General features: G+C 71.2%; 24 protein-coding genes and 3 pseudogenes. 15 read left to right on the plus strand and 12 right to left on the minus strand.

What is annotated here, in order from left to right; translation table 11 throughout:
* Nucleotides 1-4: 4 nt before the first annotated feature.
* From Sfulv_RS18065 to Sfulv_RS18115, 11 genes and pseudogenes are all read left to right on the plus strand, one after another.
* Nucleotides 5-934, plus strand: a complete 930-nt coding sequence (locus tag Sfulv_RS18065) for an N-acetylneuraminate synthase family protein (RefSeq protein WP_173315329.1) — start codon at nt 5-7, stop codon at nt 932-934.
* Nucleotides 935-944: 10 nt separating this feature from the next.
* Nucleotides 945-2,001, plus strand: a pseudogene (locus tag Sfulv_RS18070) (hypothetical protein).
* Nucleotides 2,002-2,261: 260 nt separating this feature from the next.
* Complete coding sequence (locus Sfulv_RS30545) at nt 2,262-2,408, plus strand: hypothetical protein (RefSeq protein ID WP_256668977.1); 147 nt, start codon at nt 2,262-2,264, stop codon at nt 2,406-2,408.
* A 207-nt stretch (nt 2,409-2,615) separates the two neighbouring features.
* The gene (locus Sfulv_RS18080) at nt 2,616-3,854 is read left to right on the plus strand and encodes an amidohydrolase (protein ID WP_246353693.1); all 1,239 of its coding nucleotides are present in this window, start codon (nt 2,616-2,618) and stop codon (nt 3,852-3,854) included.
* A gap of 138 nt (nt 3,855-3,992) precedes the next feature.
* On the plus strand, nt 3,993-5,033 hold the full coding sequence (locus tag Sfulv_RS18085; RefSeq protein ID WP_173315335.1) for a BMP family lipoprotein: 1,041 nt from the start codon (nt 3,993-3,995) through the stop codon (nt 5,031-5,033).
* A 227-nt stretch (nt 5,034-5,260) separates the two neighbouring features.
* Complete coding sequence (locus Sfulv_RS18090; protein ID WP_173317970.1) at nt 5,261-6,859, plus strand: ABC transporter ATP-binding protein; 1,599 nt, start codon at nt 5,261-5,263, stop codon at nt 6,857-6,859.
* Complete coding sequence (locus Sfulv_RS18095; protein WP_173315338.1) at nt 6,856-7,971, plus strand: ABC transporter permease; 1,116 nt, start codon at nt 6,856-6,858, stop codon at nt 7,969-7,971. The genes Sfulv_RS18090 and Sfulv_RS18095 overlap by 4 nt, the downstream gene beginning before the upstream one ends.
* Nucleotides 7,968-9,257, plus strand: a complete 1,290-nt coding sequence (locus tag Sfulv_RS18100; RefSeq protein WP_173315341.1) for an ABC transporter permease — start codon at nt 7,968-7,970, stop codon at nt 9,255-9,257. Before Sfulv_RS18095 ends, Sfulv_RS18100 begins: the two co-directional genes overlap by 4 nt.
* Nucleotides 9,254-9,652 (plus strand): cytidine deaminase, encoded by a 399-nt coding sequence (locus tag Sfulv_RS18105; protein WP_173315344.1) that lies wholly within the window; start codon nt 9,254-9,256, stop codon nt 9,650-9,652. Before Sfulv_RS18100 ends, Sfulv_RS18105 begins: the two co-directional genes overlap by 4 nt.
* A 123-nt stretch (nt 9,653-9,775) precedes the next feature.
* On the plus strand, nt 9,776-11,053 hold the full coding sequence (locus tag Sfulv_RS18110) for a thymidine phosphorylase (protein ID WP_173315347.1): 1,278 nt from the start codon (nt 9,776-9,778) through the stop codon (nt 11,051-11,053).
* A 54-nt stretch (nt 11,054-11,107) separates the two neighbouring features.
* Nucleotides 11,108-11,476 carry an STAS domain-containing protein gene (locus tag Sfulv_RS18115; RefSeq protein ID WP_173315350.1) on the plus strand — a complete coding sequence of 123 codons (369 nt, stop codon included), beginning with the start codon at nt 11,108-11,110 and terminating at the stop codon, nt 11,474-11,476.
* A 27-nt stretch (nt 11,477-11,503) separates the two neighbouring features.
* Here the strand turns inward: Sfulv_RS18115 and Sfulv_RS18120 are convergent, their stop codons facing one another.
* From Sfulv_RS18120 to Sfulv_RS18130, 3 genes and pseudogenes are all read right to left on the minus strand, one after another.
* Nucleotides 11,504-12,493 (minus strand): sigma-70 family RNA polymerase sigma factor, encoded by a 990-nt coding sequence (locus tag Sfulv_RS18120; protein ID WP_173315353.1) that lies wholly within the window; start codon nt 12,491-12,493, stop codon nt 11,504-11,506.
* Nucleotides 12,494-12,586: 93 nt separating this feature from the next.
* The gene (locus Sfulv_RS18125) at nt 12,587-13,303 is read right to left on the minus strand and encodes a L,D-transpeptidase family protein (protein ID WP_173315356.1); all 717 of its coding nucleotides are present in this window, start codon (nt 13,301-13,303) and stop codon (nt 12,587-12,589) included.
* Nucleotides 13,304-13,389: 86 nt separating this feature from the next.
* Nucleotides 13,390-14,684, minus strand: a pseudogene (locus tag Sfulv_RS18130) (MFS transporter).
* Nucleotides 14,685-14,746: 62 nt separating this feature from the next.
* On the opposite strand from Sfulv_RS18130, the gene Sfulv_RS18135 reads away from it, so the two are divergent.
* Nucleotides 14,747-15,700 (plus strand): LysR family transcriptional regulator, encoded by a 954-nt coding sequence (locus tag Sfulv_RS18135; RefSeq protein WP_173315359.1) that lies wholly within the window; start codon nt 14,747-14,749, stop codon nt 15,698-15,700.
* Nucleotides 15,701-15,707: 7 nt separating this feature from the next.
* On the opposite strand, the gene Sfulv_RS18140 is transcribed toward Sfulv_RS18135, so the two are convergent.
* A complete protein-coding gene (locus Sfulv_RS18140; RefSeq protein WP_173315362.1) occupies nt 15,708-16,466 on the minus strand; it encodes an alpha/beta hydrolase in 759 nt (252 codons plus the stop codon).
* 103 nt (nt 16,467-16,569) lie between these two features.
* Here Sfulv_RS18140 and Sfulv_RS18145 point away from each other — a divergent pair, with 103 nt between their 5' ends.
* Together Sfulv_RS18145 and Sfulv_RS18150 are read left to right on the plus strand one after the other, a co-directional pair.
* Entirely contained in the window at nt 16,570-17,724 is a 1,155-nt protein-coding gene (locus Sfulv_RS18145) for an adenosine deaminase (RefSeq protein ID WP_173315365.1), read from the plus strand.
* Nucleotides 17,725-17,859: 135 nt separating this feature from the next.
* Nucleotides 17,860-18,150 (plus strand): hypothetical protein, encoded by a 291-nt coding sequence (locus Sfulv_RS18150; RefSeq protein ID WP_173315368.1) that lies wholly within the window; start codon nt 17,860-17,862, stop codon nt 18,148-18,150.
* Nucleotides 18,151-18,229: 79 nt separating this feature from the next.
* Here Sfulv_RS18150 and Sfulv_RS18155 read toward each other — a convergent pair whose 3' ends face one another.
* From Sfulv_RS18155 to afsQ1, 5 genes are all read right to left on the minus strand, one after another.
* Entirely contained in the window at nt 18,230-18,433 is a 204-nt protein-coding gene (locus Sfulv_RS18155) for a PspC domain-containing protein (protein WP_173315371.1), read from the minus strand.
* 91 nt (nt 18,434-18,524) lie between these two features.
* Entirely contained in the window at nt 18,525-19,076 is a 552-nt protein-coding gene (locus Sfulv_RS18160) for a VanZ family protein (protein WP_173315374.1), read from the minus strand.
* Nucleotides 19,077-19,148: 72 nt separating this feature from the next.
* Nucleotides 19,149-19,790 (minus strand): hypothetical protein, encoded by a 642-nt coding sequence (locus tag Sfulv_RS18165; protein WP_173315377.1) that lies wholly within the window; start codon nt 19,788-19,790, stop codon nt 19,149-19,151.
* Nucleotides 19,787-21,322, minus strand: a complete 1,536-nt coding sequence (locus Sfulv_RS18170; RefSeq protein ID WP_173315380.1) for an ATP-binding protein — start codon at nt 21,320-21,322, stop codon at nt 19,787-19,789. Before Sfulv_RS18170 ends, Sfulv_RS18165 begins: the two co-directional genes overlap by 4 nt.
* A complete protein-coding gene (gene afsQ1, locus Sfulv_RS18175) occupies nt 21,319-21,996 on the minus strand; it encodes a two-component system response regulator AfsQ1 (protein WP_173315383.1) in 678 nt (225 codons plus the stop codon). Before afsQ1 ends, Sfulv_RS18170 begins: the two co-directional genes overlap by 4 nt.
* A 181-nt stretch (nt 21,997-22,177) precedes the next feature.
* Between afsQ1 and Sfulv_RS18180 the strand changes: the two genes are divergently transcribed.
* Complete coding sequence (locus Sfulv_RS18180) at nt 22,178-22,927, plus strand: SigE family RNA polymerase sigma factor (protein WP_173315386.1); 750 nt, start codon at nt 22,178-22,180, stop codon at nt 22,925-22,927.
* A 147-nt stretch (nt 22,928-23,074) separates the two neighbouring features.
* Here Sfulv_RS18180 and Sfulv_RS18185 read toward each other — a convergent pair whose 3' ends face one another.
* The 3 genes and pseudogenes from Sfulv_RS18185 to Sfulv_RS18195 form a co-directional block, all read right to left on the minus strand.
* On the minus strand, nt 23,075-23,779 hold the full coding sequence (locus tag Sfulv_RS18185; RefSeq protein WP_173315388.1) for a uridine kinase: 705 nt from the start codon (nt 23,777-23,779) through the stop codon (nt 23,075-23,077).
* Between the two features lie 142 nt (nt 23,780-23,921).
* Nucleotides 23,922-24,835, minus strand: a pseudogene (locus Sfulv_RS18190) (aldehyde dehydrogenase family protein).
* A complete protein-coding gene (locus Sfulv_RS18195; RefSeq protein WP_173315390.1) occupies nt 24,825-26,264 on the minus strand; it encodes an aldehyde dehydrogenase family protein in 1,440 nt (479 codons plus the stop codon). Before Sfulv_RS18195 ends, Sfulv_RS18190 begins: the two are co-directional and overlap by 11 nt.
* Nucleotide 26,265: the final 1 nt, after the last annotated feature.

Below are 26,265 nucleotides of genomic sequence, written 5' to 3' on the forward strand. Positions count from 1 at the left end.
CACCATGAGCAACGCCTCCCGTCTGCGCACGTTCGGCACCCGCACCGCGGGCCCCGGCCAGCCCGTCTACATCACCGGTGAGATCGGCATCAACCACAACGGTGACCTGGACAACGCCCTCGCGCTGATCGACGTGGCCGCCGAAGCCGGCTGCGACGCCGTGAAGTTCCAGAAGCGCACCCCGGAGATCTGCACCCCGCGCGACCAGTGGGACATCGAGCGCGACACGCCCTGGGGCCGGATGACCTACATCGACTACCGCCACCGCGTCGAGTTCGGCGAGGACGAGTACCGCACCATCGCCGACCACTGCGCCAAGCGCGGCATCGACTGGTTCGCCTCCCCGTGGGACACCGAGGCCGTCGCCTTCCTGGAGAAGTTCGACGTCCCCGCCCACAAGGTGGCCTCCGCCTCGCTCACCGACGACGAGCTGCTGCGCGCGCTCCGCGCGACCGGCCGCACGGTCATCCTCTCCACCGGCATGTCGACCCCGCGCCAGATCCGCCACGCGGTGGAGGTCCTGGGCTCGGACAACATCCTGCTCTGCCACGCCACCTCGACGTACCCGGCGAAGGCGGAGGAGCTGAACCTCCGGGTGATCAACACCCTCCAGCAGGAGTACCCCAACGTCCCGATCGGCTACAGCGGCCACGAGACGGGCCTCCAGACCACGCTGGCCGCCGTCGCGCTCGGCGCCGCCTTCGTCGAGCGCCACATCACCCTCGACCGCGCCATGTGGGGCTCCGACCAGGCCGCTTCCGTCGAGCCGCAGGGCCTGTCCCGCCTGGTCCGTGACATCCGCACGATCGAGGCGTCCCTCGGTGACGGCGTCAAGAAGGTGTACGAGTCGGAGCTCGGCCCGATGAAGAAGCTCCGCCGTGTCACGGGCGTCGTCGCCGAGAGCGACGCGACCGCCGAGCCGGCCACGGTCTGAGCGCCGACCGGTGAACCTCGCCTTCGTCGAGAGCCCGGTCCAGCTCCTGAACGTCCTGGAGTGGACCCACGCAAGGGGAGGACCCGACGCGACCACCACCACGGTCGTCGTCCTCCCCCGGTCGACCCGATGTCGCGCGGTCAGCTGCGCCGGATGGCGGAGCTGGCCCGCGACGAGGGCATCACCGTCCGATGGCAGGAGGCGCGCGGTGAGGCCGGCGCGCCCCTGAAGAGCCTGCGCGCCCTGGCGGGTCTCGTCCGCCGGGCGGAGCACGTCGTCATAGGCGACCCGTTCTCCCGCTACGTACAGCTCCTCCTCACGATGGTCCGCGCCCGGCGTCTCACGGTCGTCGACGACGGCACGGCCACCATGGAGTTCGTGGCCCAGCTGGCGCGGGGCGAACGCCTCGTGCGCTGGCACCGCAGGGGTGGCGGCAAGGGCCCGCGCGAACTGGTACTGGCCCCGGTCACGGCCGCCGCCCGCCGCCGCTTCACCCCCACGGCGACCCACATGGTCGAGGTGTTCACCGCGATGCCGGTCGAGGCTCCGCCCGGCATCGTGGTGACCCCGAACGAGTTCGCCTGGACGCGTGCGCGGTTCGGCCCGCCCCTGATCACCAAGGGCGCCGACCTGGTCGGCACCTCCCTGGTGGAGACGGGCGTGGTCGACCCCGTCCCGTACCAGGAGGCGGTCCTCGCCCTGGCCCGCACGCACAACGCGACGCGCTACTTCGCGCACCGCCGCGAGTCCGCGGACAAGCTCCACGCCCTGGAGGCGGCCACCGGTCTGGAGATCGTCCGCCCCGACCTCCCCTCGAACTCATAGCCCGCCGCGGCCCCATCGGCCACACGGTCCTGAGCTTCCCGTCCACGGTGGTCCACACCCTGCCGCTGGCCCTGGCGGGCACGGGGGTGAAGGTCGCGGTCTGCGACATCGCCCCGGAATGGCTCCGGGACACGGCGTCCCCGCGCGCCCAGGGCTTCCTGAGCGGCGTCACGGAGACCGCCCGCGACGTCCAGCGGCTGTCGCCGTGGCGGGTCACTTCCACGGCGGTGGGGGAAGCCTGACCAACCGGCCCCTGCCTCGCTCATGGGCTCCGCAAGCGTCGATCACATGTGTCATTCGGTACCGGTTCGACCATGTGCACGTCACGAAATCAGCTGCGTATCAGGCATAGTGGTACGCCATGCGCAAGGCGCTGATCCAGACCAGCGCGTACTGGGAGACGCGCCACTACGACGTGGTGGACCCGAGGGTGGACGCGGCGCGGTCGCCTACTGCCACACCGGCGTCGGCGGCGGCATGACCCCCGTACGCGACTCGGACGATGTGGCACAAGGCCAACCAGGACAACGCCCACTCCGTGCGGACCGTCTCCCTCATCCACCTGTGGGACGCGGGCGGCAATCCGGGCGGGAACAACCCGCCGGGCGGGGAGACCACGAGAAGTACAACGACATCGCCAAGGCGCTGATCCGCGCCCGGTGGCCCTCCGCGTCCGCGCCGGCCCCTCAGGGGGAGGGCGCTCCGCCCCGGTCGCACCGACGCGGCAGAGCGTTGTACCCCTTTGGCACCCACGTCATTCGCCTCGAACCAACTTTTCTTCGTCTATGCGGCTGAAATTTTCCGGTCCATGGCTGGTCCGGGCGTGATGGGCCATACTCTTCACAAGGTGAACCAGTTGAAGTCCCGCGCCTCCCGCCCCGAGAACCCGGTCGACCGGACCAGGGGAGGGTCGATGCCCGGCACGCTGCCCGACGAGCTCCGGCTGGAGCTCGTCGCGTTCCGGCGTGACCTGCACATGCACCCAGAGCTCGGCAACCAGGAGTTCCGTACGACGGCGGCCATCATGGCCCGGCTGGAGGCGGCCGGGCTCCGACCCCGTGTCCTGTCCACCGGGACCGGCGTGGTGTGCGACGTCGGCACGTGGGACGGCGTACGGCCCATGCTGGCGCTGCGCGCGGACATCGACGCGCTCCCCATCCCGGACACCAAGGCGGGCGTGCCCTACCGGTCCACCGTGCCCGACCGGGCGCACGCCTGCGGGCACGACATCCACACCACCACCGTCCTCGGCGCCGGCCTGGTGCTCGACGCGCTCGACCGTGACGGCCTCCTGCCGAACGCGGTGCGGCTGATCTTCCAGCCCGCCGAGGAGGTGCTGCCCGGCGGCGCGAGCGACGCGATCGAGTCGGGAGTGCTGGAGGACGTGGGGCGGATCATCGGGGTGCACTGCGATCCGCGCGTCGACGTCGGGCGGATCGGACTGCGCGCCGGGGCGATCACCTCCGCCTGCGACCGGCTGGAGATCTCCCTGGACGGGCCCGGCGGACACACCGCCCGGCCGCACCTGACCACGGACCTGGTCACCGCAGCCGCCAAGGTCGCCACCGAGGTGCCGGCGCTGCTCGGCCGCCGGGTGGACGCGCGCTCCGGCCTCGCCCTCACCTGGGGGCGGCTGGAGACCGGTCACACCTGCAACGTGATCCCGCAACACGCCGAGCTGTCCGGAACGGTGCGCTGCCTGGATCTGGCGGCCTGGCGCGCGGCGCCCGACCTGGTGCACGCGGCCATCGGCGAGGTGGCCGAAATGTACGGGGCGAAGACGGTGATCGATTACGTGCGCGGTGTGCCGCCCGTCGTGAACGACGCGGAGTCGATCGATCTGCTGGGCGCCGCGATGGCGGAACGACGCGGTTCCTACGCGATCGAGGACACCGAACAGAGCCTCGGCGGTGAGGACTTCTCCTGGTACCTGGAGCACGTGCCGGGCGCGATGGCACGGCTGGGGGTGCGCACTCCGGGGGACACGCGCGGCCTCGACCTGCACCGCGGGGACTTCGACGCCGACGAGGAGGCGATCACGGTCGGAGTGGAGCTCTTCACGGCCGCCGCGTTGCTCGAAGGCAACCGCACGTAACCGGACAGGTCACCTCCTGTTCGCGACGATCCGGTAACGGCTTCCGTACAGGCCCTTTTCTGACATCTACGCGCGTTACGATCGCCGCGAAACCAGCGCCGGAAGAGGCGCTTCGGTCAGGTTTGAAGGAGCCTTCCCTTGCGCCGGGTATCCAAGTTTGCTGTCGCGTGCACCGTCACCGCGGCCCTCGCCTTCACCGCCACCGCGTGCGGCGACTCCTCCACCGAGGACACCGGTTCCGACAAGGACCAGATGAAGATCGGCATGGCCTACGACGTCGGCGGCCGTGGCGACAACTCGTTCAACGACTCCGCGGCCCGCGGCCTGGACAAGGCCAAGGCCGAGTTCGACGCCGAGACCAAGGAGCTCACCGCCAAGAGCGGCGAGACGCCCGCCGACCGCGAGACGCGTCTGCAGTCCCTCGCCGAGGGCGGTTTCAACCCGGTCGTCGCGGTGGGCTTCGCGTACAAGGACGCGATCGACAAGATCGCGCCCAAGTACCCGGACGTCAGCTTCGGCCTGGTCGACTCGGTCGCCGAGGCGAAGAACGTGGCCAACATCGTCTTCACCGAGGAGCAGGGCTCCTACCTCGCCGGTGTCGCGGCGGCGCTGAAGTCCAAGGACGGCCAGATCGGTTTCATCGGCGGCGTCGACCTGCCGCTGATCAAGAAGTTCGCCGCGGGCTTCCAGCAGGGCGTCCTGGAGACGAACCCGAAGGCCAAGGTGCAGATCCAGTACCTGTCCACGGGCTCGGACCTCTCCGGCTTCGGCAGCCCCGACAAGGGCAAGGCCGCCGCCAAGGGCATGCTCGACAAGGGCGCGGACGTCGTCTTCGCCGCCGCGGGCGGTTCCGGTGCCGGTTCCATCGAGGCCGTCGCGGGCAAGCCCGGCGCCTGGTCCATCGGCGTCGACTCCGACCAGGCCAAGGACCCGGCCCTGTCGAAGTACGCGGCCACGATCCTTACCTCGGTCGTCAAGAACGTCGACGCCGGTGTCTACGACCTGTCGAAGTCCGTCCACGACGGCAAGCCGCTGACCGGCACGCAGGCGTACTCCCTCGCCAAGGACGGCGTCAGCCTGACCACCACGGGTGACCACCTCAAGGACATCCAGGCCAAGCTCGACGAAGCCAAGAAGAAGATCGTCGACGGCACCATCAAGGTCAAGACCACCCTCTGACCCCGCCTGCTGACTCGGGGCCCGGCGGAGCGGCTTCGGCCGCGCCTCCGGGCCCCGATTCGCATGCGGCAAGATCGCCTCACGCCTCCCCACCGCCACCTGCCGTCAGGTGTTCAACGATTCGGTGGCGCTACGCGCGTAGCGCGCCCGGGGCACGGTAGTTTTCGCCACGCCCCCGTACCCAGTCACCGCCCACCGCCCTCCGCTCCTGCCAAGGAGAGTGCGCCATCAAAGCGTCCAGCAGTCCTCATGCCGTCGAGCTCCGCGGCATCACCAAGCGATTCCCCGGGGTCGTGGCCAACCACGACATCGACATCACCGTGAGCCGCGGCACCGTGCACGCCCTCGTCGGCGAGAACGGCGCCGGCAAGTCCACTCTGATGAAGATCCTGTACGGCATGCAGAAGCCGGACGAGGGCACCATCGCGGTCGACGGCGAGCAGGTCTCCTTCGGCAACCCCGGGGACGCCATCGCCCGCGGCATCGGCATGGTGCACCAGCACTTCATGCTCGCCGACTACCTGACCGTCCTGGAGAACGTCGTCCTCGGCTCCGAGAAGCTGTACGGCATCGGGGACCGGGCCCGCGCCAGGATCAGGGAGATCTCGGACGCGTACGGCCTCGGGGTCCGCCCGGACGCCATGGTCGAGGATCTCGGGGTCGCCGACCGCCAGCGGGTGGAGATCCTCAAGGTCCTCTACCGCGGCGCGCGCACGCTGATCCTCGACGAGCCCACCGCCGTCCTCGTCCCGCAGGAGGTCGACGCGCTGTTCGACAACCTCCGCGAGCTCAAGGCCGAGGGACTCACCGTCATCTTCATCTCGCACAAGCTGGGCGAGGTGCTCTCGGTGGCCGACGAGATCACGGTCATCAGGCGCGGTACGACGGTGGGCACCGCCGACCCGGCGCACACCACGACCAAGCAGCTCGCCGAGCTCATGGTCGGCAGCGAGCTGCCGTCCCCGGAGACCCGCGAGTCCACGGTCACCGACGTCCCCATGCTGACCGTCGACGACCTGCGGCTGACCGCCACCGACCCGGACGGGGTGGTGCGCGCCGTGCTCGACGGCGTCTCCTTCACCATCCACAAGGGTGAGGTGCTCGGCATCGCGGGCGTCGAGGGCAACGGGCAGTCCGAGCTGGTCGACGCCATCATGGGCATGCGACCCCTGGACACCGGTGTCCTCACGCTCGACGGCGCGGACATCTCCCGCACCGCGACCCGCAAGCGCCGCGAGGGCGGCATGGCCGTCATCCCGGAGGACCGCCACCGGCACGGTCTGCTCCTGGAGGCCCCCCTCTGGGAGAACCGCATCCTCGGCCACGTCACCGAACGCCCCAACAGCAAGGGCGCCTTCCTCGACCTGAAGGCGGCCCGCGCCGACACCGAGCGGATCGTGCGCGAGTACGACGTCCGTACCCCCGGCATCGAGGTCACCGCGGCCTCGCTCTCCGGCGGCAACCAGCAGAAGCTGATCGTCGGCCGCGAGATGAGCCACAGCCCCAGACTGCTGATCGCCGCCCACCCCACCCGGGGGGTGGACGTCGGCGCGCAGGCGCAGATCTGGGACCAGATCCGCGAAGCGCGCCGTGAGGGCCTCGCGGTGCTGCTCATCTCCGCCGACCTCGACGAGCTGATCGGGCTCTCCGACACCCTGCGCGTGATGTACCGCGGCCGTCTGGTCGCCGACGCCGACCCTGCGACGATCACCCCCGAGGAGCTCGGCTCCGCCATGACGGGCGCGGCAGGCGGACACCTGGCAGCCCCGGCAGGCGCGGACGACACCCGCGCCGTGAACGACCCCGACGGGGGAGAGGACCGATGAAGAAGTTCGACAAGGAGCGTCTGCTCCTGGGGATCGCGGCCCCGCTGCTCGCGATCGTGGTCGCCTTCCTGGTGACCGCGCTGGTCCTGGCCGCGACGGGCAAGGCACCGTTCAACGCCTTCGGCATCATGTTCGACTACGGGCTGAAGGCGGACAGCCAGGTCTACATCCTGAACAAGGGCACGACCTACTACCTCGCGGGTCTCGCGGTCGCCGTCGGCTTCCGGATGAACCTGTTCAACATCGGTGTCGACGGCCAGTACCGCCTCGCCGCCTTCTTCGCCGCCGCCCTCGGCGGCGCGCTGACCCTGCCGGGTGCCCTCCAGATCCCGCTGATCATCCTCACCGCGATGATCGTCGGCGCGATGTGGGCCGGTATCGCCGGTGTCCTGAAGGTCACCCGGGGTGTCAGCGAGGTCGTCTCGACGATCATGCTCAACGCCATCGCCACGGCGATCATCGGTTATCTGCTCCAGCAGGGCCGGCTCGGCCACCTCGACGAGGCCGGCACGAAGATCTCGACCACTCCGCTCCCGGAGTCCTCGCGCTTCTTCGAGTTCCCGACCACCCCGACCCCGGTGTGGGGCTTCATCGTCGTCGCGGTCGTCGCGGGCGTCGCCTACTGGTTCGCGCTCGCGCGCACCCGCTTCGGCTTCGACCTGCGTACCGTCGGCCAGTCCGGCTCGGCCGCCGAGGCCAGCGGTGTCGACGTGAAGAAGATGGTCGTCACGTCGATGCTCATCTCCGGCGCCATGGCCGGTCTGATCGGTATGCCGACGCTGCTCAACGACAGCTTCGAGTACAGCGGCGACTTCCCGGTCGGCATCGGCTTCACCGGTATCGCCATCGCGCTCCTGGGCCGCAACCACCCGGTGGGCATCGCCCTGGGCGCGCTCCTGTGGGCCTTCCTCGAACGCGGCACCGGAAAGCTGGAGTTCGAGGGGTACGACAAGGAGATCGTCGGCGTCATCCAGGGCGTCATCGTCCTGTGCGTCGTCATCGCCTACGAAGTCGTCCGCCGCTACGGCCTCAAGCGACAGCAGAGCAAGGTCGGCGCGGAACTCGCCGCCCAGGCCGCCCGTAACTCCGACCAGCAGGAGGTGTCGGCGTGACCGCCACGGCGACTTCCACCCCGCCGCCCGCAGCCCCCAAGGTTTCCGGTGGCAAGGGCGGGCGCACGCGCTTCTCGTTCCCCGTCATCCTCCTGATCATCGCGGGCGCCCTGCTCGCGCTGTCCGCGGTGCGTGCCATCACCGGCGCCCAGGACGTCACATCGGCGGGCCAGATCAGCGCCGCCCTCGCGATGGCCGTGCCGATCGGCCTCGCGGGCCTCGGCGGGCTGTGGGCCGAGCGGGCCGGTGTGGTCAACATCGGTCTTGAGGGAATGATGATCCTCGGCACCTTCTTCGGTGCCTGGGCAGGCTGGCAGACCGACCCGTGGATCGGCGTGCTCGCCGGCATCGTCGGCGGCATGCTCGGCGGGCTGCTGCACGCCTTCGCCACCGTCACCTTCGGTGTCGACCACATCATCTCCGGTATCGCCATCAACATCCTGGCGCTCGGGTTCACCACCTACTTCGCCAAGCTGTGGTTCAACACCGGTGACGCCGCGGCGAAGGGCGGCAGCCCCAAGCAGTCGCCGCCGGCCGAGGACATCACGACCGTGACCGTCCCGGGGCTCTCCGACTGGCTGCACTCCCTGGAGAAGCACCACTGGTTCCTCGTCTCGGACGTGGCCGGCATCCTCGGCGGCCTGGTCACCAACGTCTCGCTGCTGACGCTGGTCGCCGTGGCCCTCTTCGTGGGCACCTTCTTCGTCCTGTGGAAGACCTCGTTCGGCCTGCGCCTGCGCTCCTGCGGCGAGAACCCGGTCGCGGCGGAGTCGCTCGGCGTCAACGTGTACTTCTACAAGTACGTCGCGGTGATCGTCTCCGGCGGCCTCGCCGGCCTCGGCGGCGCGTTCCTCTCCCTGGTCACGTCGCACATCTACAACGAGGGCCAGACCGGCGGACGCGGCTACATCGGGCTCGCCGCGATGATCTTCGGTAACTGGCGTCCCGGCGGGCTCGCCATGGGCGCCGGACTGTTCGGCTTCGCCGACGCGCTCCAGCTGCGCAACGGCGGCGAGTCCGTCCACGCGCTGCTGCTCCTCCTGGTGGTCATGCTGGCGGGCCTCGCGGCCTGGAAGCTGTACCGCAGGAGCTATGTGCCGGGCGTGATCAGCGCGGTTATCGCCGCCGCCGTGCTGATCTGGTACCTCGCCACGGACACGGTGCCGACCGAGTTCGTCAGCGCCACGCCGTACGTCGTCACCCTCCTCGTGCTCTCGCTGTCCGCGCAGCGCCTGCGCATGCCGAAGGCGGACGGCATGCGCTACCGCAAGGGCCAGGGCAAGTGACGGCCGCCGCGGACGTCGACTGGGAGGCCCTGCGCGTGGCCGCCCGGGAGGCCATGTCCCGTGCGTACGCCCCGTACTCGGGGTATCCGGTCGGCGTCGCGGCCCGCGTCGACGACGGCCGTACGGTCGTCGGCTGCAACGTCGAGAACGCCTCGTACGGCGTCGGGCTGTGCGCGGAGTGCGGGCTGGTCTCCCAGCTGCACGCCACGGGCGGCGGCCGGCTGACCCACTTCACCTGCGTGGACGGGACGGGCGCGGTCCTGGTCCCGTGCGGCAGGTGCAGGCAGTTGCTGTACGAGTTCGGCGGCCCGGAGCTCGTCCTGGAGACCCCGGACGGGTTCCGCACGCTGGACGAGATGCTGCCCCAGGCGTTCGGGCCCCAGCACCTGGCCTGAAGCCGTTCTCCCGGGTGAGGGGCGGGTCCGTCGCGGGCCCGCCCCTCACTCGCTCCACCCTCTATGCGCGTAGAGTCATCGGGACTCCTGCGTACGTACCCGGCCGGAAGGACTCCCCGCCCCATGGACGCCATCTCCGTCATCCGCACCAAGCGGGACCGCGGCGAGCTGACACCCGAACAGATCGACTGGGTCATCGACGCGTACACCCGCGGCGAGGTCGCCGACGAGCAGATGTCCGCGCTGGCCATGGCGATTCTGCTGAACGGCATGAACCGCACCGAGATCGCCCGCTGGACCGCCGCGATGATCGCGTCGGGCGAGCGGATGGACTTCGCCGCGCTCTCCCGCCCCACCACCGACAAGCACTCCACCGGTGGCGTCGGCGACAAGATCACACTGCCGCTGGCCCCGCTCGTCGCCGCCTGCGGCGCGGCCGTGCCGCAGCTCAGCGGCCGGGGGCTCGGCCACACCGGCGGCACCCTCGACAAGCTGGAGTCCATCCCCGGCTGGCGCGCGCACCTCTCCAACGAGGAGATGCTGAGCGTCCTGGAGGGCACCGGCGCGGTGATCTGCGCGGCGGGTGACGGCCTCGCCCCCGCCGACAAGAAGCTGTACGCGCTCCGCGACGTCACCGGGACCGTCGAGGCGATCCCGCTCATCGCCAGCTCGATCATGTCGAAGAAGATCGCCGAGGGCACCGGCGCGCTGGTCCTGGACGTCAAGGTCGGCTCCGGCGCCTTCATGAAGACCATCGACGACGCCCGCGAACTGGCCTCCACCATGGTCGCGCTGGGCACCGACAGCGGCGTACGGACCGTCGCCCTGCTCACCGACATGTCGACCCCGCTGGGACTGACGGCGGGCAACGCCCTGGAGGTACGGGAATCCGTCGAGGTCCTGGCCGGCGGCGGCCCACGGGACGTCATCGACCTGACCCTCGCCCTCGCCCGGGAGATGCTCGACGCGGCGGGACTCAAGGACGCCGACCCGGAGAAGGCCCTCGCGGACGGCTCCGCCATGGACGTCTGGCGCCGCATGATCTCCGCCCAGGGCGGTGACCCGGACGCCGAACTGCCCGTCGCCCGCGAGCAGCACGTGGTGACCGCGCGCTCCTCCGGCGTACTGACCCGCCTCGATGCCTACGGCGTCGGCGTCGCCGCCTGGCGCCTCGGCGCGGGCCGCGCGCGCAAGGAGGACCCGGTGCAGGCGGGCGCCGGCATCGAGATGCACGCCAAGCCCGGCGACAGCGTCACCGCCGGCCAGCCCTTGCTGACGCTGCACACGGACACCCCGGAGAAGTTCGAGTACGCGCTGAAGGCGCTGCCCGACGCCTGTGACATCGCGCCGGCCGGTACGGAGTTCACCCCGACCCCGGTGGTACGCGAGCGCATCGCGTAACCGCACCACACGCGAAGGCCCGCCGGGACAGCACGAAGCGTCCCGGCGGTCGCGATGAGTTTCGGGCCGCGCGCCGGTCTCCCTGGTGTGGAAGCCATGACCCCGTTAGAGCTCGTCGTCTCCGGCCGCGTCACCAGAGCCGATGTGCCGGGCCTCTGTGCCGAGCTGGAGACGCTGCTGCACGGCCCGGCGGCCGCCGGGCTCGACCCCGCAGCGGCGGTCGACTGCGACGTGGGCGCAGTCGACCGCCCGGACCTCGCACTGGTCGAGGCGGTGGCCCGGCTCGGACTGGTCGCGCGACGGGCGGGCGGCCGGGAACTGCGCCTGCGCAACGTCCCTCCCGGCCTGCGGGCACTCCTGGAACTGACCGGCCTGACCGAGGCACTGAGCCCCGGTCCCCAGCCCGGCCGCGAGCCGGGCTAGCCACCGCGACGCCCGGGCGGCGGACGCTCATACCGGATCGGCGTCCAGGTGGTCCGGCAGGCCGAACAGCGGGAACCACCGGGGGGTGTCCAGGAAGCAGTGCATCCCGGTGATCGCCCCGTCCTCGATGTCGATGACCTGCACCGCCCACGGCACGAACCCGGGACCGTCCGGATTCGGCTTGTAGTGCGCGAACGCCGGGGTCCCGTTGGCCTCCGTGGCCACCAGGCGCGAACCGGCGCAGCTCGCGCCCATGGAGAGCATGAAGCCGGTGATGTCGTCGTGCCCCTGGAGCCAGAGGTCGAACGGCGGCATGGTCATCACGGCGTCCTCGTGGAGCAGCGCGGTCAGCGCCGCCATGTCATACCCCTCGAAGGCCGCCACGTACCGCTCCAGGAGCTTGCGCTGCTCCTCGTCAAGCGGGTCCGCCGTGTCCGGGGCCCGCCCCTCCGTCTCGGTGAGCGTCGCCCGTGCCCGCTGGAGGGCGCTGTTGACCGAGGCGACCGAGGTGTCCAGCAGCTCGGCGACCTCGCTCGCCTTCCAGGCCAGCACCTCGCGCAGGATGAGCACGGCCCGCTGTCGGGGCGGCAGGTGCTGGAGTGCCGCGACGAAGGCCAGGCGCACCGACTCGCGTGCCACGGCGGCCTCCGCCGGATCGGCCACCGACGGCAGGATGCGGCCGTCCGGCATCGGTTCCAGCCAGGTGTTCTCCGGGCGCGGGTTGAGCGCGGCCTGGGCCAGCGGTGTCGGCCCGGTGAGGTCCATCGGCCTGGCGCGCTTGTTGCCCGCGTTCAGCATGTCCAGGCAGACGTTGGTCGCGATGCGGTACAGCCAGGAGCGCAGCGAGGAGCGTCCCTCGAACTTGTCGATGTTGCGCCAGGCACGCACCAGCGTGTCCTGGACCGCGTCCTCGGCCTCGAAGGCCGAGCCGAGCATCCGGTAGCAGTAGCCGGTCAGCTCGACCCGGTGTCCCTCCAGACGGCTGTCGATATCGGCCGTCACGGTCAGATCACTCATCGCTCCACCCCTGTCGCGCTGTGACACCACTCACTCAGCACTCCGGAAGCTACCGCAGGCCACTGACAACGGGGCGGGAAGCGGCCAAGCCGCTCACGTCCCGGGCTTGCGCCCGTACACGTAGACGTCGTCGCCGTTGCGCAGGAGGTTCCAGTACGCCTTCGCGTCCTTGTCCCGCATGTTGACGCAGCCCCCGGAGCCGGGCGGGTTGTACATGCTCTTGGTGACCGAGTGGAACGCGATGCCTCCGTCGAAGAACTGGGAGTACGGCATCCACACCCGGTAGAGCGTCGACCAGTGCTTGACGGTGCGCCAGTAGACCTTCTTCGCGCCGGTACGCGTCTCCGCGCCGTCGCGCCCCGTCCGTACCGGCACCGGGCCGTACTTCAGCTTGGAGCCGTCCTGGACCCAGCTGAGCTGCCTGGTGAGGTCCACGCAGGCGATGCGCCCCTTGTTCGTGGGGCACTTCCCGGCCTTGTTCGGGTTCTTCCCGGCCGCCTTCTGGGCGAGCATGGTGTTCATCGTGCGCCAGGTGAGAGGCCCGGCGTACCCGATGGTCGGGGTGATGCCGTGCTTCGCCTGGAAGGCCCGGATCGCCTTGCAGTCGGTGACCGACTGCCGGCCGTCGACCGGCCGGCCCAGGAACTTCTCGACCTGCTTCTGGTACGGCCCGGTGGTGGCCGTGCAGGACGCCGCCTGCGCGGTCGTGCCGGTACTCAGGACGAGGGCCGGTGCCGCCATCAGGCCGGCGACCGACAGGGCCACGCCCCGCCGTACCCCTATGCCTCGAATGTCCCCTATGACTCCCATGTGCGCCAACTCCTCTTCGGACGCAGTGCGTTGATGCCGCCTGCTTAGACGCGCGAAGGGGGGTGCCAGTTGTACGCTCGGAGGTCTCAGTTGGGTAGCGCGCGCGCCGGGGCGGCCCGGCGCCGTTCGGCGCGCGCCACCCGCGTCCCGTAGAGCGTGACCGACACGACGCCGAGGACCGCGAGGAGCCCCAGCGCCACGGTCCCGGCCCAGCCCCGGCGTGGAAGGCGACCGCGCCCAGGGTGCCGCCCGCGCTGGAGCCCAGGTAGTACGCGGACTGGTAGAGCGCGGAAGCCTGCGCGCGGCCGGTCGTCGCCGTACGGCTCACCGACGAGGAGGCGACCGCGTGCCCGGCGAAGAAGCCCGCCGTGATCAGGATGAGCCCGAGAAGCACGGCCGCCAGCCGGTCGGCCAGTGAGAGCAGCAGTCCGGCGGCCGTGGTGGAGACGGCCAGGTAGAGCGCGCCCCGGCGGCCGAGCCGGCCGACCAGCCTGCCCGCGGCGGCGGAGGAGGCCGTACCGACCAGGTAGACGAGGAAGACCGAACCGATGACGCCCTGCGGGAGGCTGAACGGCGCCTCGGCCAGCCGGTAGCCGATCACCGTGTAGACCGCGCCGAACACCGTCATGAACAGGGCGCCGATCGCGTACAGGCGGCGCAGCAGCGGGTCGGCGAGGTGCGTGCCGACGGTCCTGGCCAGGGCCTTCGGGCTGAGCGGACCGGGTGTGAAGTGCCGGGCCCTGGGGATCAGGAGGCGGAAGGCGACCGCGCAGAACACCGCGAGCATTCCCACGGCGCCGAGGGCCGCCCGCCATCCCCACAGCTGGGCCACCCAGCCGGTGACGATCCGCCCGCTCATGCCGCCGATGCTGTTGCCCGCCACGAACAGGCCGATCGCGGCGATCAGCGCCTTCGGCCGTACCTCCTCCGCCAGATACGCCATCGCGGACGCCGGGACTCCGGCGAGCGCCGCGCCCTGGACGGCGCGCAGGGCGATCAGCCAGCCGAGGGACGGGGCGAAGGGGATGAGGAGCCCGATCAGTGCGGCGACCGCCAGCGACGCGGTCATCATCCGCCGGCGCCCGAAGCGCTCGGAGAGGGCGCTCAGCGGCAGCACGCACAGCGCGAGTGCGCCGGTCGCCGCGGAGACCGTCCAGCTCGCCTGCCCCGCCGTGGCGCCGAACGAGGCGGAGACGGCGGGCAGCACCGCCTGGGTGGAGTAGAGGAGGGCGAAGGCCGCCATCCCCGCGGCGAAGAGCGCGAAGCTCATCCGGCGGTGACCGGGGCGGCCGGGCTCCAGGCGTCGGTCCGGGACGGGCGACGAGGGCGGTGCGGGGGCGTCCACCGTGCGGATGGACGCCTCGGTACTGGCAGGAGGCATACGTCGAAAGTAGGCCGACCGGTTTCATGCGTCCAATGCACGAACTCGTCATAATCGTTCCCATGGTGCATGAACGCAGGCCACAGCCCCGGCTGTCACCGAGTAGTTACGAAGAAGACATCCGCGCCGTGCTCGCGCCACGCCTCGCGTACTTCGAGGCCGTCGCCCGCCACGAGCACGTCACCCGCGCCGCGCAGGAACTCGGCGTCCCGCAGTCCACGCTCTCGCGGGCCATGGTCAGGCTCGAACAGGACCTGGGAGTCGCCCTCTTCGCCCGCAAGGGCCGTACCGTCTCCCTCACCCCGGCCGGCCGCACGTTCCTGGCCTCGGCCGACCGGGCGCTCACCGAGGTGGAGAAGGCGGCCGACTCGGTACGGGCGGACGCCGACCCGACCGCGGGCAAGGTCGCCTTCGGCTTCCTGCACACCATGGGGTCCGAGACGGTGCCCGCCCTCATCCGCGCCTTCCGCGCCGACCATCCGCGGGTCCGTTTCCAGCTGGTGCAGAACTACGGCGAGGCGATGATCGAACGCCTCCGCTCGGGCGGCCTCGACCTCTGCCTCACCTCACCCGTCCCGGACGCCCCTGACCTGGTGACCCGCCGCCTGGACGAGCAACGGCTGCGCCTGGTCGTCCCCGACGACCACCGGCTCGCCTCCCGCCGCCGGGTGCGGCTGGCGGAGGCCGCCGACGAGACCTTCGTCACGCTGGAGCCGGGGTACGGCCTGCGGCGGATCACCGACGACCTCTGCGCGCAGGCCGGTTTCGCTCCGCGGATCGCCTTCGAGGGCGAGGAGGCCGAGACACTGCGCGGCCTGGTCGCGGCCGGCCTGGGCGTCGCCCTGCTGCCGCCGCCCGCCGTGGCGCGGCCGGGAGTCGTCGAGCTCACGGTCACGGCGCCGCGGGCGGCCCGTGAGATCGGGGTGGCCTGGCTGGACGGCCACCCGGACACCCCGCCGGTCGCCGCGTTCAAGCGCTTCCTGCTCTCCCGCCGCGGCCATCTGCTCCCGGAGTGAGGCGCGCCTAGTGCCGCAACGACCGCCCGAACCCCGCCGCCAGCGGCATCCTCAGGCCCAGTGGCGGCGGAGCCGCCAGCGCGTCCGCGACCGGGCGGGCGTACGAGCGGGCGAACAGCGATCCGCGTACGAAGTCCGCGGCGAGCGCCACCACTTCGGCCCGGTGCTGCCGCAGGGCGTGCCCGTCCGAGTGGACCTCGAAGCGGCAGATGTCCCGGTGGGACTTCTTCGCCCGCTCGGCCAGCCGGAACGACAGCTCCGGGTCGATGCGTTCGTCGTCGGTGCCGTGCACGATCAGCACCCGCCGTCCCGCCAACTGCCGTACGGGCTCCGTCTCGGCGGCCCCGTCCGGCAGCCAGGGCGCCATCGCGAGGACCGAGGTGACCGCGGTGTGCCCGGCGGCCCGCAGCGCCGCCCGGCCGCCCATGCCGTGCCCGGCCAGGCAGACGGGGACGTCGCCGTACCGCCGTACGACCTCGTCCGCCGCCCACTCCGCGTCGGCCGCCAGATCAGCGTCCGAGGCGTTCCAGCCGCGCCAGCGGTAGCGCACCACATGCACCGCCAGCCCGTCCGGCCCTCCCTCACGGGCCAGCCGGCGGGCGAACATCAGCTGGACCGCGTAGGCGTAGGAGGACGGTCTGCGGTGCGAATCCGCTTCTCCGTCCGGGAGCAGCAGGGCCACGCCGCTGACCTCGGATGGTGCCCCGGCCGTGAGAACGGCCCGTCCCAGCCTCGCGGCAGGCAGGGGAAGTGCGCGCTGTGCCATGACAGAACAGTGTCAGAAGGGCGGGTGTACTCCACCCGACTTCGCGGTCTCTGTTAGGTATCGACGCACGGCGCTCTACGCGCGTAGGCGTTAGAGTGCCCAGATGACGAGCCAGACCCTCAATGTTCCGAGCCCCGAGCAGATCAGGCGTGCGCCCAAGGTCCTGCTCCACGACCACCTCGACGGCGGCCTGCGCCCCGGCACGATCGTCGACCTGGCCCTCGCACAGGGCTATGAGGCACTGCCGGAGACGGAGCCCGGCAAGCTGGGCCTCTGGTTCCGCGAGGCGGCCGACTCCGGCTCGCTGGAGCGCTACCTGGAGACGTTCGCCCACACCTGCGCCGTCATGCAGAGCCGCGAGGCCCTGGTCCGGGTCGCGGCCGAGTGCGCGGAGGACCTCGCCGGGGACGGCGTCGTCTACGCCGAGGTGCGCTACGCCCCCGAGCAGCACCTCGAAGGCGGCCTGACCCTCGAAGAGGTCGTCGAGGCCGTCAACGAGGGCTTCCGCGAGGGCGAGAACAGGGCCCGTGCCAACGGCCACCGCATCCGCGTCGGCGCCCTCCTCACCGCGATGCGGCACGCCGCCCGCGCGCTGGAGATCGCCGAACTCGCCAACCGCTACCGGGACCTCGGTGTCGTCGGCTTCGACATCGCGGGCGCCGAGGCGGGCTTCCCTCCCACCCGGCACCTCGACGCGTTCGAATACCTCAAGCGCGAGAACAACCACTTCACGATCCACGCGGGTGAGGCGTTCGGCCTCCCGTCGATCTGGCAGGCCCTCCAGTGGTGCGGCGCCGACCGGCTCGGCCACGGGGTCCGCATCATCGACGACATCGAGGTCGCCGAGGACGGCGGCGTGACGCTCGGCCGGCTGGCCTCCTACGTACGCGACAAGCGCGTCCCGCTGGAGCTCTGCCCCACGTCCAACCTCCAGACCGGCGCCGCCCCGTCCTACGCCGAGCACCCCATCGGTCTGCTGCGCAAGCTGCACTTCCGCGTCACGGTGAACACGGACAACCGGCTGATGAGCGGTACGAGCATGAGCCAGGAATTCGAGCGGCTGACCGAGACATTCGGATACACGCTCGACGACATGCAGTGGTTCACCGTCAATGCGATGAAATCAGCATTCATTCCTTTCGATGAACGTCTGGCGATGATCAACGACGTCGTCAAGCCCGGATACGCGGAGCTCAAATCCGAGTGGCTGTTCCGTCAGACCGCCACGACCAGCGGTTCTTCCCCGAAGACCGACTGATCCGGCGGAAAGGGAAAAGGCCGGGGCGGGCGACGCCACGGCCTTTTCCCGTGTCCGCGCATGTTTGCGGAAGGGGTAAAGGGATGGCTACGTTGCAGAGCCGCTCACATACCCTTCCCCAAGGATGACATTCACATGAAGCAGTCTGCTGTCAGGACTCTCGGCGTGGCCGCACTCGGCGCCGCCTTTGCCGCCGCCGGCTCGTCCTCCGCCTCCGCGCTGCCCGTGGACGCCACCGCCACCTCGGTGCCCGCCGCCTCCGCGCTCGACGCCGTCAGCCACGCCGCGCCCACGGTCCAGGACTCGGCGGGGGAGCTCCTCAGGGGCCAGAACGTCGGCGGCGAGGTCGCCGCTCCCGTCACCGGTCTGCTCGGCGGCCTGCCGACCAAGGGCGTGGCCGCGAACGGCCTGCCGATCGGCGGCTGACCGGTCACCCGTACGCAGGTGGGGCGCGCACCCGTCCCGGGTGCGCGCCCCACCTGTGTTCTCCCCGTGGTCCAGCCGGTCACCAGGCCGTCGCGGCCGAGGTCTTCTCCGACGGCAGCAGCAGCCACAGGGCCACGTACAGCAGAAACTGCGGGCCGGGCAGCAGGCAGGAGACGACGAAGATCACGCGCATCGTCGTCGCGGAGGTGCCGAAGCGCCGTGCCAGCGCTGCGCACACTCCGCCGATCATGCGTCCGTCACGGGGGCGGGCAAGTGCGGCCATGGTGGGCTCCTTCACGAAGCTGAGGGGAGCGACTCCTGCCGTGCTCCCGATGTGTCCATGGTGGCTCCGCCAAGGGGTGCAAAGCATCGCTCTACGGGGCGATACCGACCCTGGAAATCGTCGGGGTCGAGCCCTGAGACGCCTCGTCCCGCAGCCGAACCGCGCCGCCCCCCGCCCGCAGCCCGCGCCGCAGCCGCGCCCGGGTGACCGGAACGACCAGCACATGGGCGAGCGCCACACCCGCGGAGTTCAGCAGGAGCGAGTCGACGTCGACGACCTGGCCCGGCACCCCGGTCTGCGCCAGCTCGATGGCCAGCGAGATGAGCGCCCCGGCCGCGACGGTACGGGCCAGCGAGGCCCACGGGGAGACGGACAGCCGGCCCCCGGCCATCGGCAGCAGCACCCCGAGCGGCGCCAGCAGCAGAAGCCCCGAACCGAACCGGCGCGCGGCCTCGACCGGGCCGAGGGCCAGATCCGCCCTGATACCGGCCAGCGGCTGGAAGTTGGCGGCGGTCACCCAGGCCACGTCCAGGGGGCGCAGGGTCACCCACCCGACGATCAGCAGGTGTGCGAGGAGGAGGAGAACCCCGGCCCCGCGCAAGCGGATGACGGCCTGGCCGTCCGAACCTTCACGCACGCCCACCAAGACGCCACGACCGGCGGGATCGGTTCCGCCCTGTTCGACGAAGTGCGCAGCGACACCGCGCGACCGCTCTCAGGGCAGTTCGAGCGCGCCGGGCGTGGGCACGTCACCCGGCCGGGTCTTCGTCCGCGACGTACACACGTAGCCCCGGGGCGCGTAGTTCCCGGGCCCCCCGAGCACGACGGTGCCCCCGGTCACCAGCGCCTCGCTGTCCGCGTACGTGCACACGAGCTGCGCCAGCGCCTCGGCCGCCAGGTCGTCCGGCTGCTCGTTCAGCCGCAGCGTGCCGGCCGGATCGCTCCCGCGGCCCCCGGCGACCCGCAGCCCCGCCGGCACGCCTGTGGAGAACCCGGCCTGCCGCTCGTCGGCCTCCGGGTCCTGCTTCAGCTCGTCCAGGAGCGCCTGGGCGACGCGGACGCGGTCGGGTTCCTGCGCCTGCATGCGCACCGAACGGTTCACCATCACCAGTTGCGAGGCGCAGACCAGGTACACCTGCACCGCGATGTCGTCCAGGGCCCGCGCGGTGACGTCCTCGGCCGGGGTGCGGCACGGCACCCGGGAGGGCGCCGCACCCGCGTCCACCGGGACCGAGGTCGACCTGATCCCGCACCCGGCGGCCAGCGCCGCCCCCGCGAGGACGGCGGCCAGCACCCGCCCCGTGCGCCGCGCCCGCCCGCCGCGGGGTGCGCCGGCCGTACGCTCACTGCGCCTCACGTCGCGCCGCCCTCCTCGTTCCGGTCCTCCACGCCGTGCTCCCCGGCCTCGGAGGTCAGCCGCTCGGCATCGACGGGCAGCCGCAGGACGAACACGGCCCCGTCCCCGTCCGGCGAGTTCGCGGCGGTGATGTCGCCGCCGTGGATGTGCGCGTTCTCCATCGCGATCGACAGCCCCAGGCCGCTTCCCTCGGACCGGGGGCGCGAGGCACTCGCCTTGTAGAAGCGGTCGAAGACGTGCGGCAGGACGTCCTCGGGGATGCCGGGACCGTGGTCCCGCACCTCGATGACCAGCTCCTCGCCGACGATCCGCACCGCCACGCGCACCGGCGAGCCGCCGTGCTTGAGCGCGTTGCCGATGAGGTTCGCCAGGATCACGTCGAGCCGGCGCGGATCGAGCCGCACCATCATGCCGCGCTCGGCGTCCAGGTCCACCGCGTCCAGCCACGCGCGTGCGTCGATGCAGGCGGTGACCTGGTCGGCGACGTCGACCGTGTCGAGGACCATACGGGCCGTGCCCGCGTCGAAGCGGGTGACCTCCATCAGGTTCTCCACCAGGTCGTTCAGCCTGCGGGTCTCGCTGACCACCAGGTGCACCGCGGGAGCGATCATCGGATCGAGGCTGTCGGCCTCGTCCTCCAGCACCTCGGCCACGGCGGTGATCGCGGTAAGCGGGGTCCGCAGCTCGTGCGACATGTCGGCCACGAACCGGCGGCTGGACTCCTCCCGCGCGCTCATGTCCGCGACCTTCTTCTCCAGCGCGCTCGCCGTCCTGTTGAACGTACGCGAGAGATCGGCCAGTTCGTCGGTGCCGGACACCACGAGCCGGGTGTCGAGCTTGCCCTCGCCGAGCTTGCGGGCCGCGTCACCCAGCCGCTGCACCGGGCGCAGGACGGTCGTCGCCGCACCCTGGGCGAGCAGCGCCGAACCGACCAGCGCCAGGGCGGTCGCGATCCCCAGCGACCAGGCGAGCGAGTTGAGGTCCTGACGCTCCTGGTCCAGCGACTTCAGCAGGTAACCGGTCGGGCCACCGCCGATGATCTTCGTACCGGCCACCAGGTACGGCGCGCCGCCTATGCTCGTACGCTGCCAGAACAGGTGGTACTCGTAGGTGTTGCCCGATGTCATCGGCTGCTTCTTGCCCACCTGCTTCTGCAGGGAGGCGGGTACGTCCTGGCGGGTGAAGGCGTCCAGGTCGGAGTAGCCGACGATCGGCTTGCCCTCGTGCTCGTCGACCAGCAGCACGTCGTAACCGGGACTGCTGCTCGCCATCTGCACCGCGGCGCTCTGCAGATCGTCCCGGGTGGGGGGCGTGGGCAGGGTGGCGGCCCGGTTCTGCATCTGGCGGCGGAAGTCACCGAGGACGGAGTCCTGCGTACGTGTCAGCACGGCCTCGCGGTTGAGCCAGTACGCGATCCCCGACGCGGACACCGCGGCCGTCAGCGCCACCAGTCCGAACACGACGACGAGCCGCAGCCGCAGACTGGTCCAGCGCAGACCGGTGAGCACGGTCCGCCCCGCGGGTCCGCTCACTGAGGCGAGTCCAGCCGGTAGCCCACTCCGCGCACGGTACGGATCAGCGTCGGCGAGGACGGCACGTCCTCCACCTTCGCGCGAAGCCGCTGGACACAGGCGTCCACCAGCCGGGAGTCACCGAGGTAGTCGTGCTCCCACACCAGGCGCAGCAACTGCTGGCGGGACAGCGCCTGACCGGGCCTGCGGCTCAGTTCGAGCAGCAGCCGCAGCTCGGTCGGGGTGAGCTGGAGGTCCTCACCGCCCTTGGTGACGGTCATCGCGGAGCGGTCGATGATCACGTTCCCGAACGTCGCGGAGTCCGTGGACTCCCGCTCGCCCCGGCGCAGCACCGCGCGGATACGGGCGTCGAGCACCCGGCCCTGCACGGGCTTCACCACGTAGTCGTCGGCGCCGGACTCCAGTCCCACCACGACGTCGATGTCGTCGCTGCGCGCGGTCAGCAGGATGATCGGCAGCTGGTCGGTGCGGCGGATGCGGCGGCAGACCTCGAAACCGTCGATCCCGGGCAGCATCACATCCAGCACCACCAGGTCGGGCCGCTGCTCCCGCAGCAGGTTCAGGCCGTCCTCTCCCGTCGCCGCGGTGGCCACTCGGTGGCCCTGACGTGACAGCGAGAGTTCGAGAGCCGTGCGGATGGCGTCGTCGTCCTCGATCAGCAACAGGAAAGGCACGGGGGTCATTCTGGCCCATGGCGGTGCCGCAGTTCGACAGTTGGACGGCTCTCACGGTTCCGGCACGCCCGGAAGACGGCCTGTGACACGGCTGTGACAGTCGGGGGACAACGCCATGAAACTGCCCGGGCAAGCTCGTTGACACACAGGACCGACCGACTCCACCGACGGGGGGCGCGAGATGAACGCAACGCACAGCACAGGCTCGACGAGCGCAGTTGTCACGCGTCTCCACGACGTCGGCCGGGGTCCGGAGAAGTCCGGCGGTGCGGCACGGGGGTGCGTTCGCGGCGCCGGGCGTCAGCATCCGTCGTACATGACGGTGGTTGACACGCCCCTCGGGGGCGACAGGGGAAGCGCGTACGGGGAGGTCACGGGGGAGCGGAAGGCCGCGGCGCGGACCGAGGACGCCGAAGCGGTGTTCACGGCCTACGTCCAGGAGCGCCGCGCCTCCCTGTACGCGACCGCCTACCACCTGACCGGCGACCGGTTCGAGGCCGAGGACCTGCTGCAGAGCGCCCTCTTCTCGACGTACCGGGCGTGGGACAGGATCAGCGACAAGGCGGCGGTCGGCGGATATCTGCGCCGCACCATGACCAATCTGCACATCAGCGCCTGGCGCAGGCGCAAGCTCAGCGAGTACCCGACCGAGGAGCTGCCGGAGACGGTGGGCGACACGGACGCGATGCGCGGCACGGAACTGCGGGCGGTGCTCTGGCAGGCGCTCGCCCGACTGCCCGAACTCCAGCGCACGATGCTGGTCCTGCGGTACTACGAGGGCCGCACCGACCCGGAGATCGCGTCCATCCTCGACATCAGTGTCGGCACGGTGAAGTCGAGCATCTGGCGGTCGCTCCGCCGGCTGCGCGAGGACGAGGTCCTCAGCTTCGGCCGTGACGAGGAGGAGTCCTTCGGCGAGCTGGTGGCCTGAGGCAACGGGGGGAGAACCGGACCGCCGTTTCGGGGGATGCGGCGGTGCGGGTACGGGGGTACGGGGGGAAACGCAGCGGGGTCGCACGGGCCGGGGGGTCCTGTACGGCCCCGTTTCGCGTGCGTGCGCCCGCCGGCCGGAGCGGGCTCAGGCCGCGCTTCCCGCCGCCGCCCGCCGACACCGTCCCGCCGCCGCGGCGGCCAGCCTGCCCAACGCCTCCTCCTTGCCGCACGGATGCGCGCCCAGCGCCGTCTGCCGTGCCACGATCCGCCGCTCGGCACGCATCAGCCGCCAGCCGCGCCGCAGCAGGAACGGCACCGACTTGCGGCCCTCGCGCAGATCCCGCAGCAGCCGCCGCCGGAACGTGGTCGAAGGGCGCCCGCGCAGACACAGCGCGTCCGCCAGGACGCCGAGCTCCTGGCAGCGCTCCACGATGTCCGCCGCGAAGATGCCCTCGGCGACGAACAGGGGCGTGCGCCCGATGTGGAACGCCTCCCGCCCGACGCGGGCGCTGGTGGCCAGGTCGTACACCGGCACGTCCGTACGCCCCGTACGGCAGAGCTCCGCGACCGCAGCGACCGCGGCGTCCGCGTCCCAGGACCGTACGGAGTCCCAGTCGATGTCCGTGCTGCCCGTGACCGCCGGCAGGGTCGGGTCGTCGCCCTCCTTGTAGAAGTCGTCCAGATGCAGCACCGGCAGACCGGTACGCGCGGCCAGGGACGACTTGCCTGAACCGGAGGGGCCCGCGAGCAGCACGACGCGGGTCGGTATCGATGGGGAACTCACAGGACAGAAGTGTGCGGCATCGACCCGCGCGGAGAACCCCCCGGAGGCCCTGGGGGTATCGAGCATCACACCTCGACTACCGGGCGCGTACGGATGGCTACTCGCAGGAGGCCGGTTCGGGTGAGCAGCTCACCGGCTGATCCGGACGACAGAGCTGCGGGCCGCCCCCCCGTCGTCCGGAGAGCGGCCCGCGGGGCCCGTGCACGGGTCAGTACGAGGAGCCGGAGACTCCCAGGGCGCCCGTGGGGTGCCAGACCGTCTTGGTCTCCAGGAAGGCCGTCAGACGGCGTGTGCCGGGGTCGGCCGACCAGTCGACGCCGTCGGCCGCGCCGACCGGGTCCACGGCCTGCGGGCGCAGGACGCGCTTGAGGTTGTCGGCCGCCGCGATCTCCAGCTCCTTGGCCAGGGCCGCGTCCGCGCCCGTGAGGTCGATCGCGTTGACGTCCTGGTGGGAGGCGAGCGGGGCCGCGAGCTCCGCGGTGCTCCCCGACAGGATGTTCACCACGCCGCCGGGCAGGTCCGAGGTGGCCAGCACCTCGCCCAGGGAGAGCGCGGGCAGCGGGGCGTCGGCCGAGGCGATGACGACGGCCGTGTTGCCGGTGGCGATCACCGGGGCGATCACCGAGACCAGGCCCAGGAACGAGGAGTCCTGGGGGCCAGCACCGTGACGACACCGGTCGGCTCGGGCGTCGAGAGGTTGAGGAACGGCCCCGCGACCGGGTTCACCCCTCCGGCGATCTGGCCGATCTTGTCGGTCCAGCCCGCGTACCAGACCCAGCGGTCGACGGCCGCCTCGACGACGGCGGCCGCCTTGGACCTCGACAGCCCCTCGGCGTCCGCCACCTCGCGTACGAACTGCTCCCTGCGGCCCTCCAGCATCTCCGCGACACGGTAGAGGATCTGGCCCCGGTTGTACGCGGTCGCGCCGGACCAGCCGCCGAACGCCTTGCGGGCGGCCACGACCGCGTCGCGCGCGTCCTTGCGTGAGGAGTGCGGCGCGTTCGCCAGCCACCTGCCCTTGGAGTCGGTCACCTCGTACACCCGGCCGCTCTCGGAGCGGGGGAACTTGCCCCCGACGTACAGCTTGTAGGTCTTGAAGACGCTCAGACGGTTATCGGACATCGAGGTATGCCTCCAGGCCGTGACGGCCGCCCTCGCGGCCGAAGCCCGACTCCTTGTAGCCACCGAAGGGCGACGTCGGGTCGAACTTGTTGAACGTGTTGGCCCAGACGACGCCCGCACGGAGCTTGCCGGCCACCGCGAGGATGCGGGAGCCCTTCTCCGTCCAGATGCCGGCCGAGAGGCCGTACTGGGTGTTGTTGGCCTTGGCGACCGCCTCGTCCGGCGTGCGGAAGGTGAGGACGGACAGCACCGGGCCGAAGATCTCGTCGCGGGCGACGGTGTGCGCCTGGGTGACGTTGGTGAAGAGCGTCGGGGCGAACCAGTAACCGGCGGACGGGAGGTCGCAGGGCGCCGTCCAGCGCTCGGCGCCCTCCGCCTCGCCGGTCTCGGCGAGCGCGGTGATCCGGGAGAGCTGCTCCGCGGAGTTGATCGCACCGATGTCGGTGTTCTTGTCCAGCGGGTCGCCGAGGCGCAGCGTGGACAGCCGGCGCTTGAGGGCGTCCAGCACCTCGTCCTGGACGGACTCCTGGACGAGCAGCCTGGAGCCCGCGCAGCAGACCTGGCCCTGGTTGAAGAAGATGCCGGTGACGATGCCCTCGACGGCCTGGTCGACGGGGGCGTCGTCGAAGACGATGTTGGCGCCCTTGCCGCCCAGCTCCAGGGTGGCCCGCTTGCCGGTCCCGGCGATCTGGCGGGCGATGGCCTTGCCGACCGCGGTCGAGCCGGTGAAGGCGACCTTGTTCACGTCGGGGTGGCCGACGAGGGCGGCGCCCGCGTCGCCGTAACCCGTGAGGATGTTGACGACACCCCTGGGCAGCCCCGCCTGACGGCAGATGTCCGCGAAGAACAGCGCGGAGAGCGGAGTCGTCTCGGCGGGCTTCAGGACCACCGTGTTGCCGGTGGCGAGCGCCGGGGCGATCTTCCACGCGAGCATCAGGAGGGGGAAGTTCCACGGGATGACCTGGCCGGCCACGCCGAGCGGGCGCGGGTTCGCGCCGTAACCGGCGTGGTCCAGCTTGTCGGCCCAGCCCGCGTAGTAGAAGAAGTGCGCGGCGACGAGGGGGAGGTCCGCGTCGCGGGTCTCCCTGATCGGCTTGCCGTTGTCCAGGGTCTCCAGGACGGCGAGCTCGCGGCTGCGCTCCTGGATGATCCGGGCGATGCGGAAGAGGTACTTGGCGCGCTCGGAGCCGGGCAGCGCCGACCACTTCTCGAACGCCCTGCGGGCCGCCTTGACCGCCCTGTCGACGTCCTCCGCGCCCGCCCTGGCGACCTCGGAGAGGACTTCCTCGGACGAGGGGCTGACCGACTTGAAGACCTTGCCGTCGGCGGCCTCGGTGAACTCGCCGTCGATGAACAGCCCGTACGAAGGGGCGATGTCGACGACGGAGCGGGACTCCGGAGCCGGTGCGTACTCGAATGCAGATGCCATG

The organism is Streptomyces fulvorobeus, assembly GCF_013167895.1.
GTDB classification, from domain to species: Bacteria; Actinomycetota; Actinomycetes; order Streptomycetales; family Streptomycetaceae; genus Streptomyces; species Streptomyces fulvorobeus.

Coding starts and splice junctions, on each gene's coding strand:
- Sfulv_RS18065 (WP_173315329.1), top strand. CDS start 5: ATGAGCAACGCCTCCCGTCTGCGCACGTTCGGCACCCGCACCGCGGGC.
- Sfulv_RS30545 (WP_256668977.1), top strand. CDS start 2,262: ATGTGGCACAAGGCCAACCAGGACAACGCCCACTCCGTGCGGACCGTC.
- Sfulv_RS18095 (WP_173315338.1), top strand. CDS start 6,856: ATGAAGAAGTTCGACAAGGAGCGTCTGCTCCTGGGGATCGCGGCCCCG.
- Sfulv_RS18110 (WP_173315347.1), top strand. CDS start 9,776: ATGGACGCCATCTCCGTCATCCGCACCAAGCGGGACCGCGGCGAGCTG.
- Sfulv_RS18115 (WP_173315350.1), top strand. CDS start 11,108: ATGAGTTTCGGGCCGCGCGCCGGTCTCCCTGGTGTGGAAGCCATGACC.
- Sfulv_RS18120 (WP_173315353.1), bottom strand. CDS start 12,493: ATGAGTGATCTGACCGTGACGGCCGATATCGACAGCCGTCTGGAGGGA.
- Sfulv_RS18125 (WP_173315356.1), bottom strand. CDS start 13,303: ATGGGAGTCATAGGGGACATTCGAGGCATAGGGGTACGGCGGGGCGTG.
- Sfulv_RS18135 (WP_173315359.1), top strand. CDS start 14,747: ATGGTGCATGAACGCAGGCCACAGCCCCGGCTGTCACCGAGTAGTTAC.
- Sfulv_RS18140 (WP_173315362.1), bottom strand. CDS start 16,466: ATGGCACAGCGCGCACTTCCCCTGCCTGCCGCGAGGCTGGGACGGGCC.
- Sfulv_RS18145 (WP_173315365.1), top strand. CDS start 16,570: ATGACGAGCCAGACCCTCAATGTTCCGAGCCCCGAGCAGATCAGGCGT.
- Sfulv_RS18150 (WP_173315368.1), top strand. CDS start 17,860: ATGAAGCAGTCTGCTGTCAGGACTCTCGGCGTGGCCGCACTCGGCGCC.
- Sfulv_RS18155 (WP_173315371.1), bottom strand. CDS start 18,433: ATGGCCGCACTTGCCCGCCCCCGTGACGGACGCATGATCGGCGGAGTG.
- Sfulv_RS18180 (WP_173315386.1), top strand. CDS start 22,178: ATGAACGCAACGCACAGCACAGGCTCGACGAGCGCAGTTGTCACGCGT.
- Sfulv_RS18185 (WP_173315388.1), bottom strand. CDS start 23,779: ATGCTCGATACCCCCAGGGCCTCCGGGGGGTTCTCCGCGCGGGTCGAT.
- Sfulv_RS18195 (WP_173315390.1), bottom strand. CDS start 26,264: ATGGCATCTGCATTCGAGTACGCACCGGCTCCGGAGTCCCGCTCCGTC.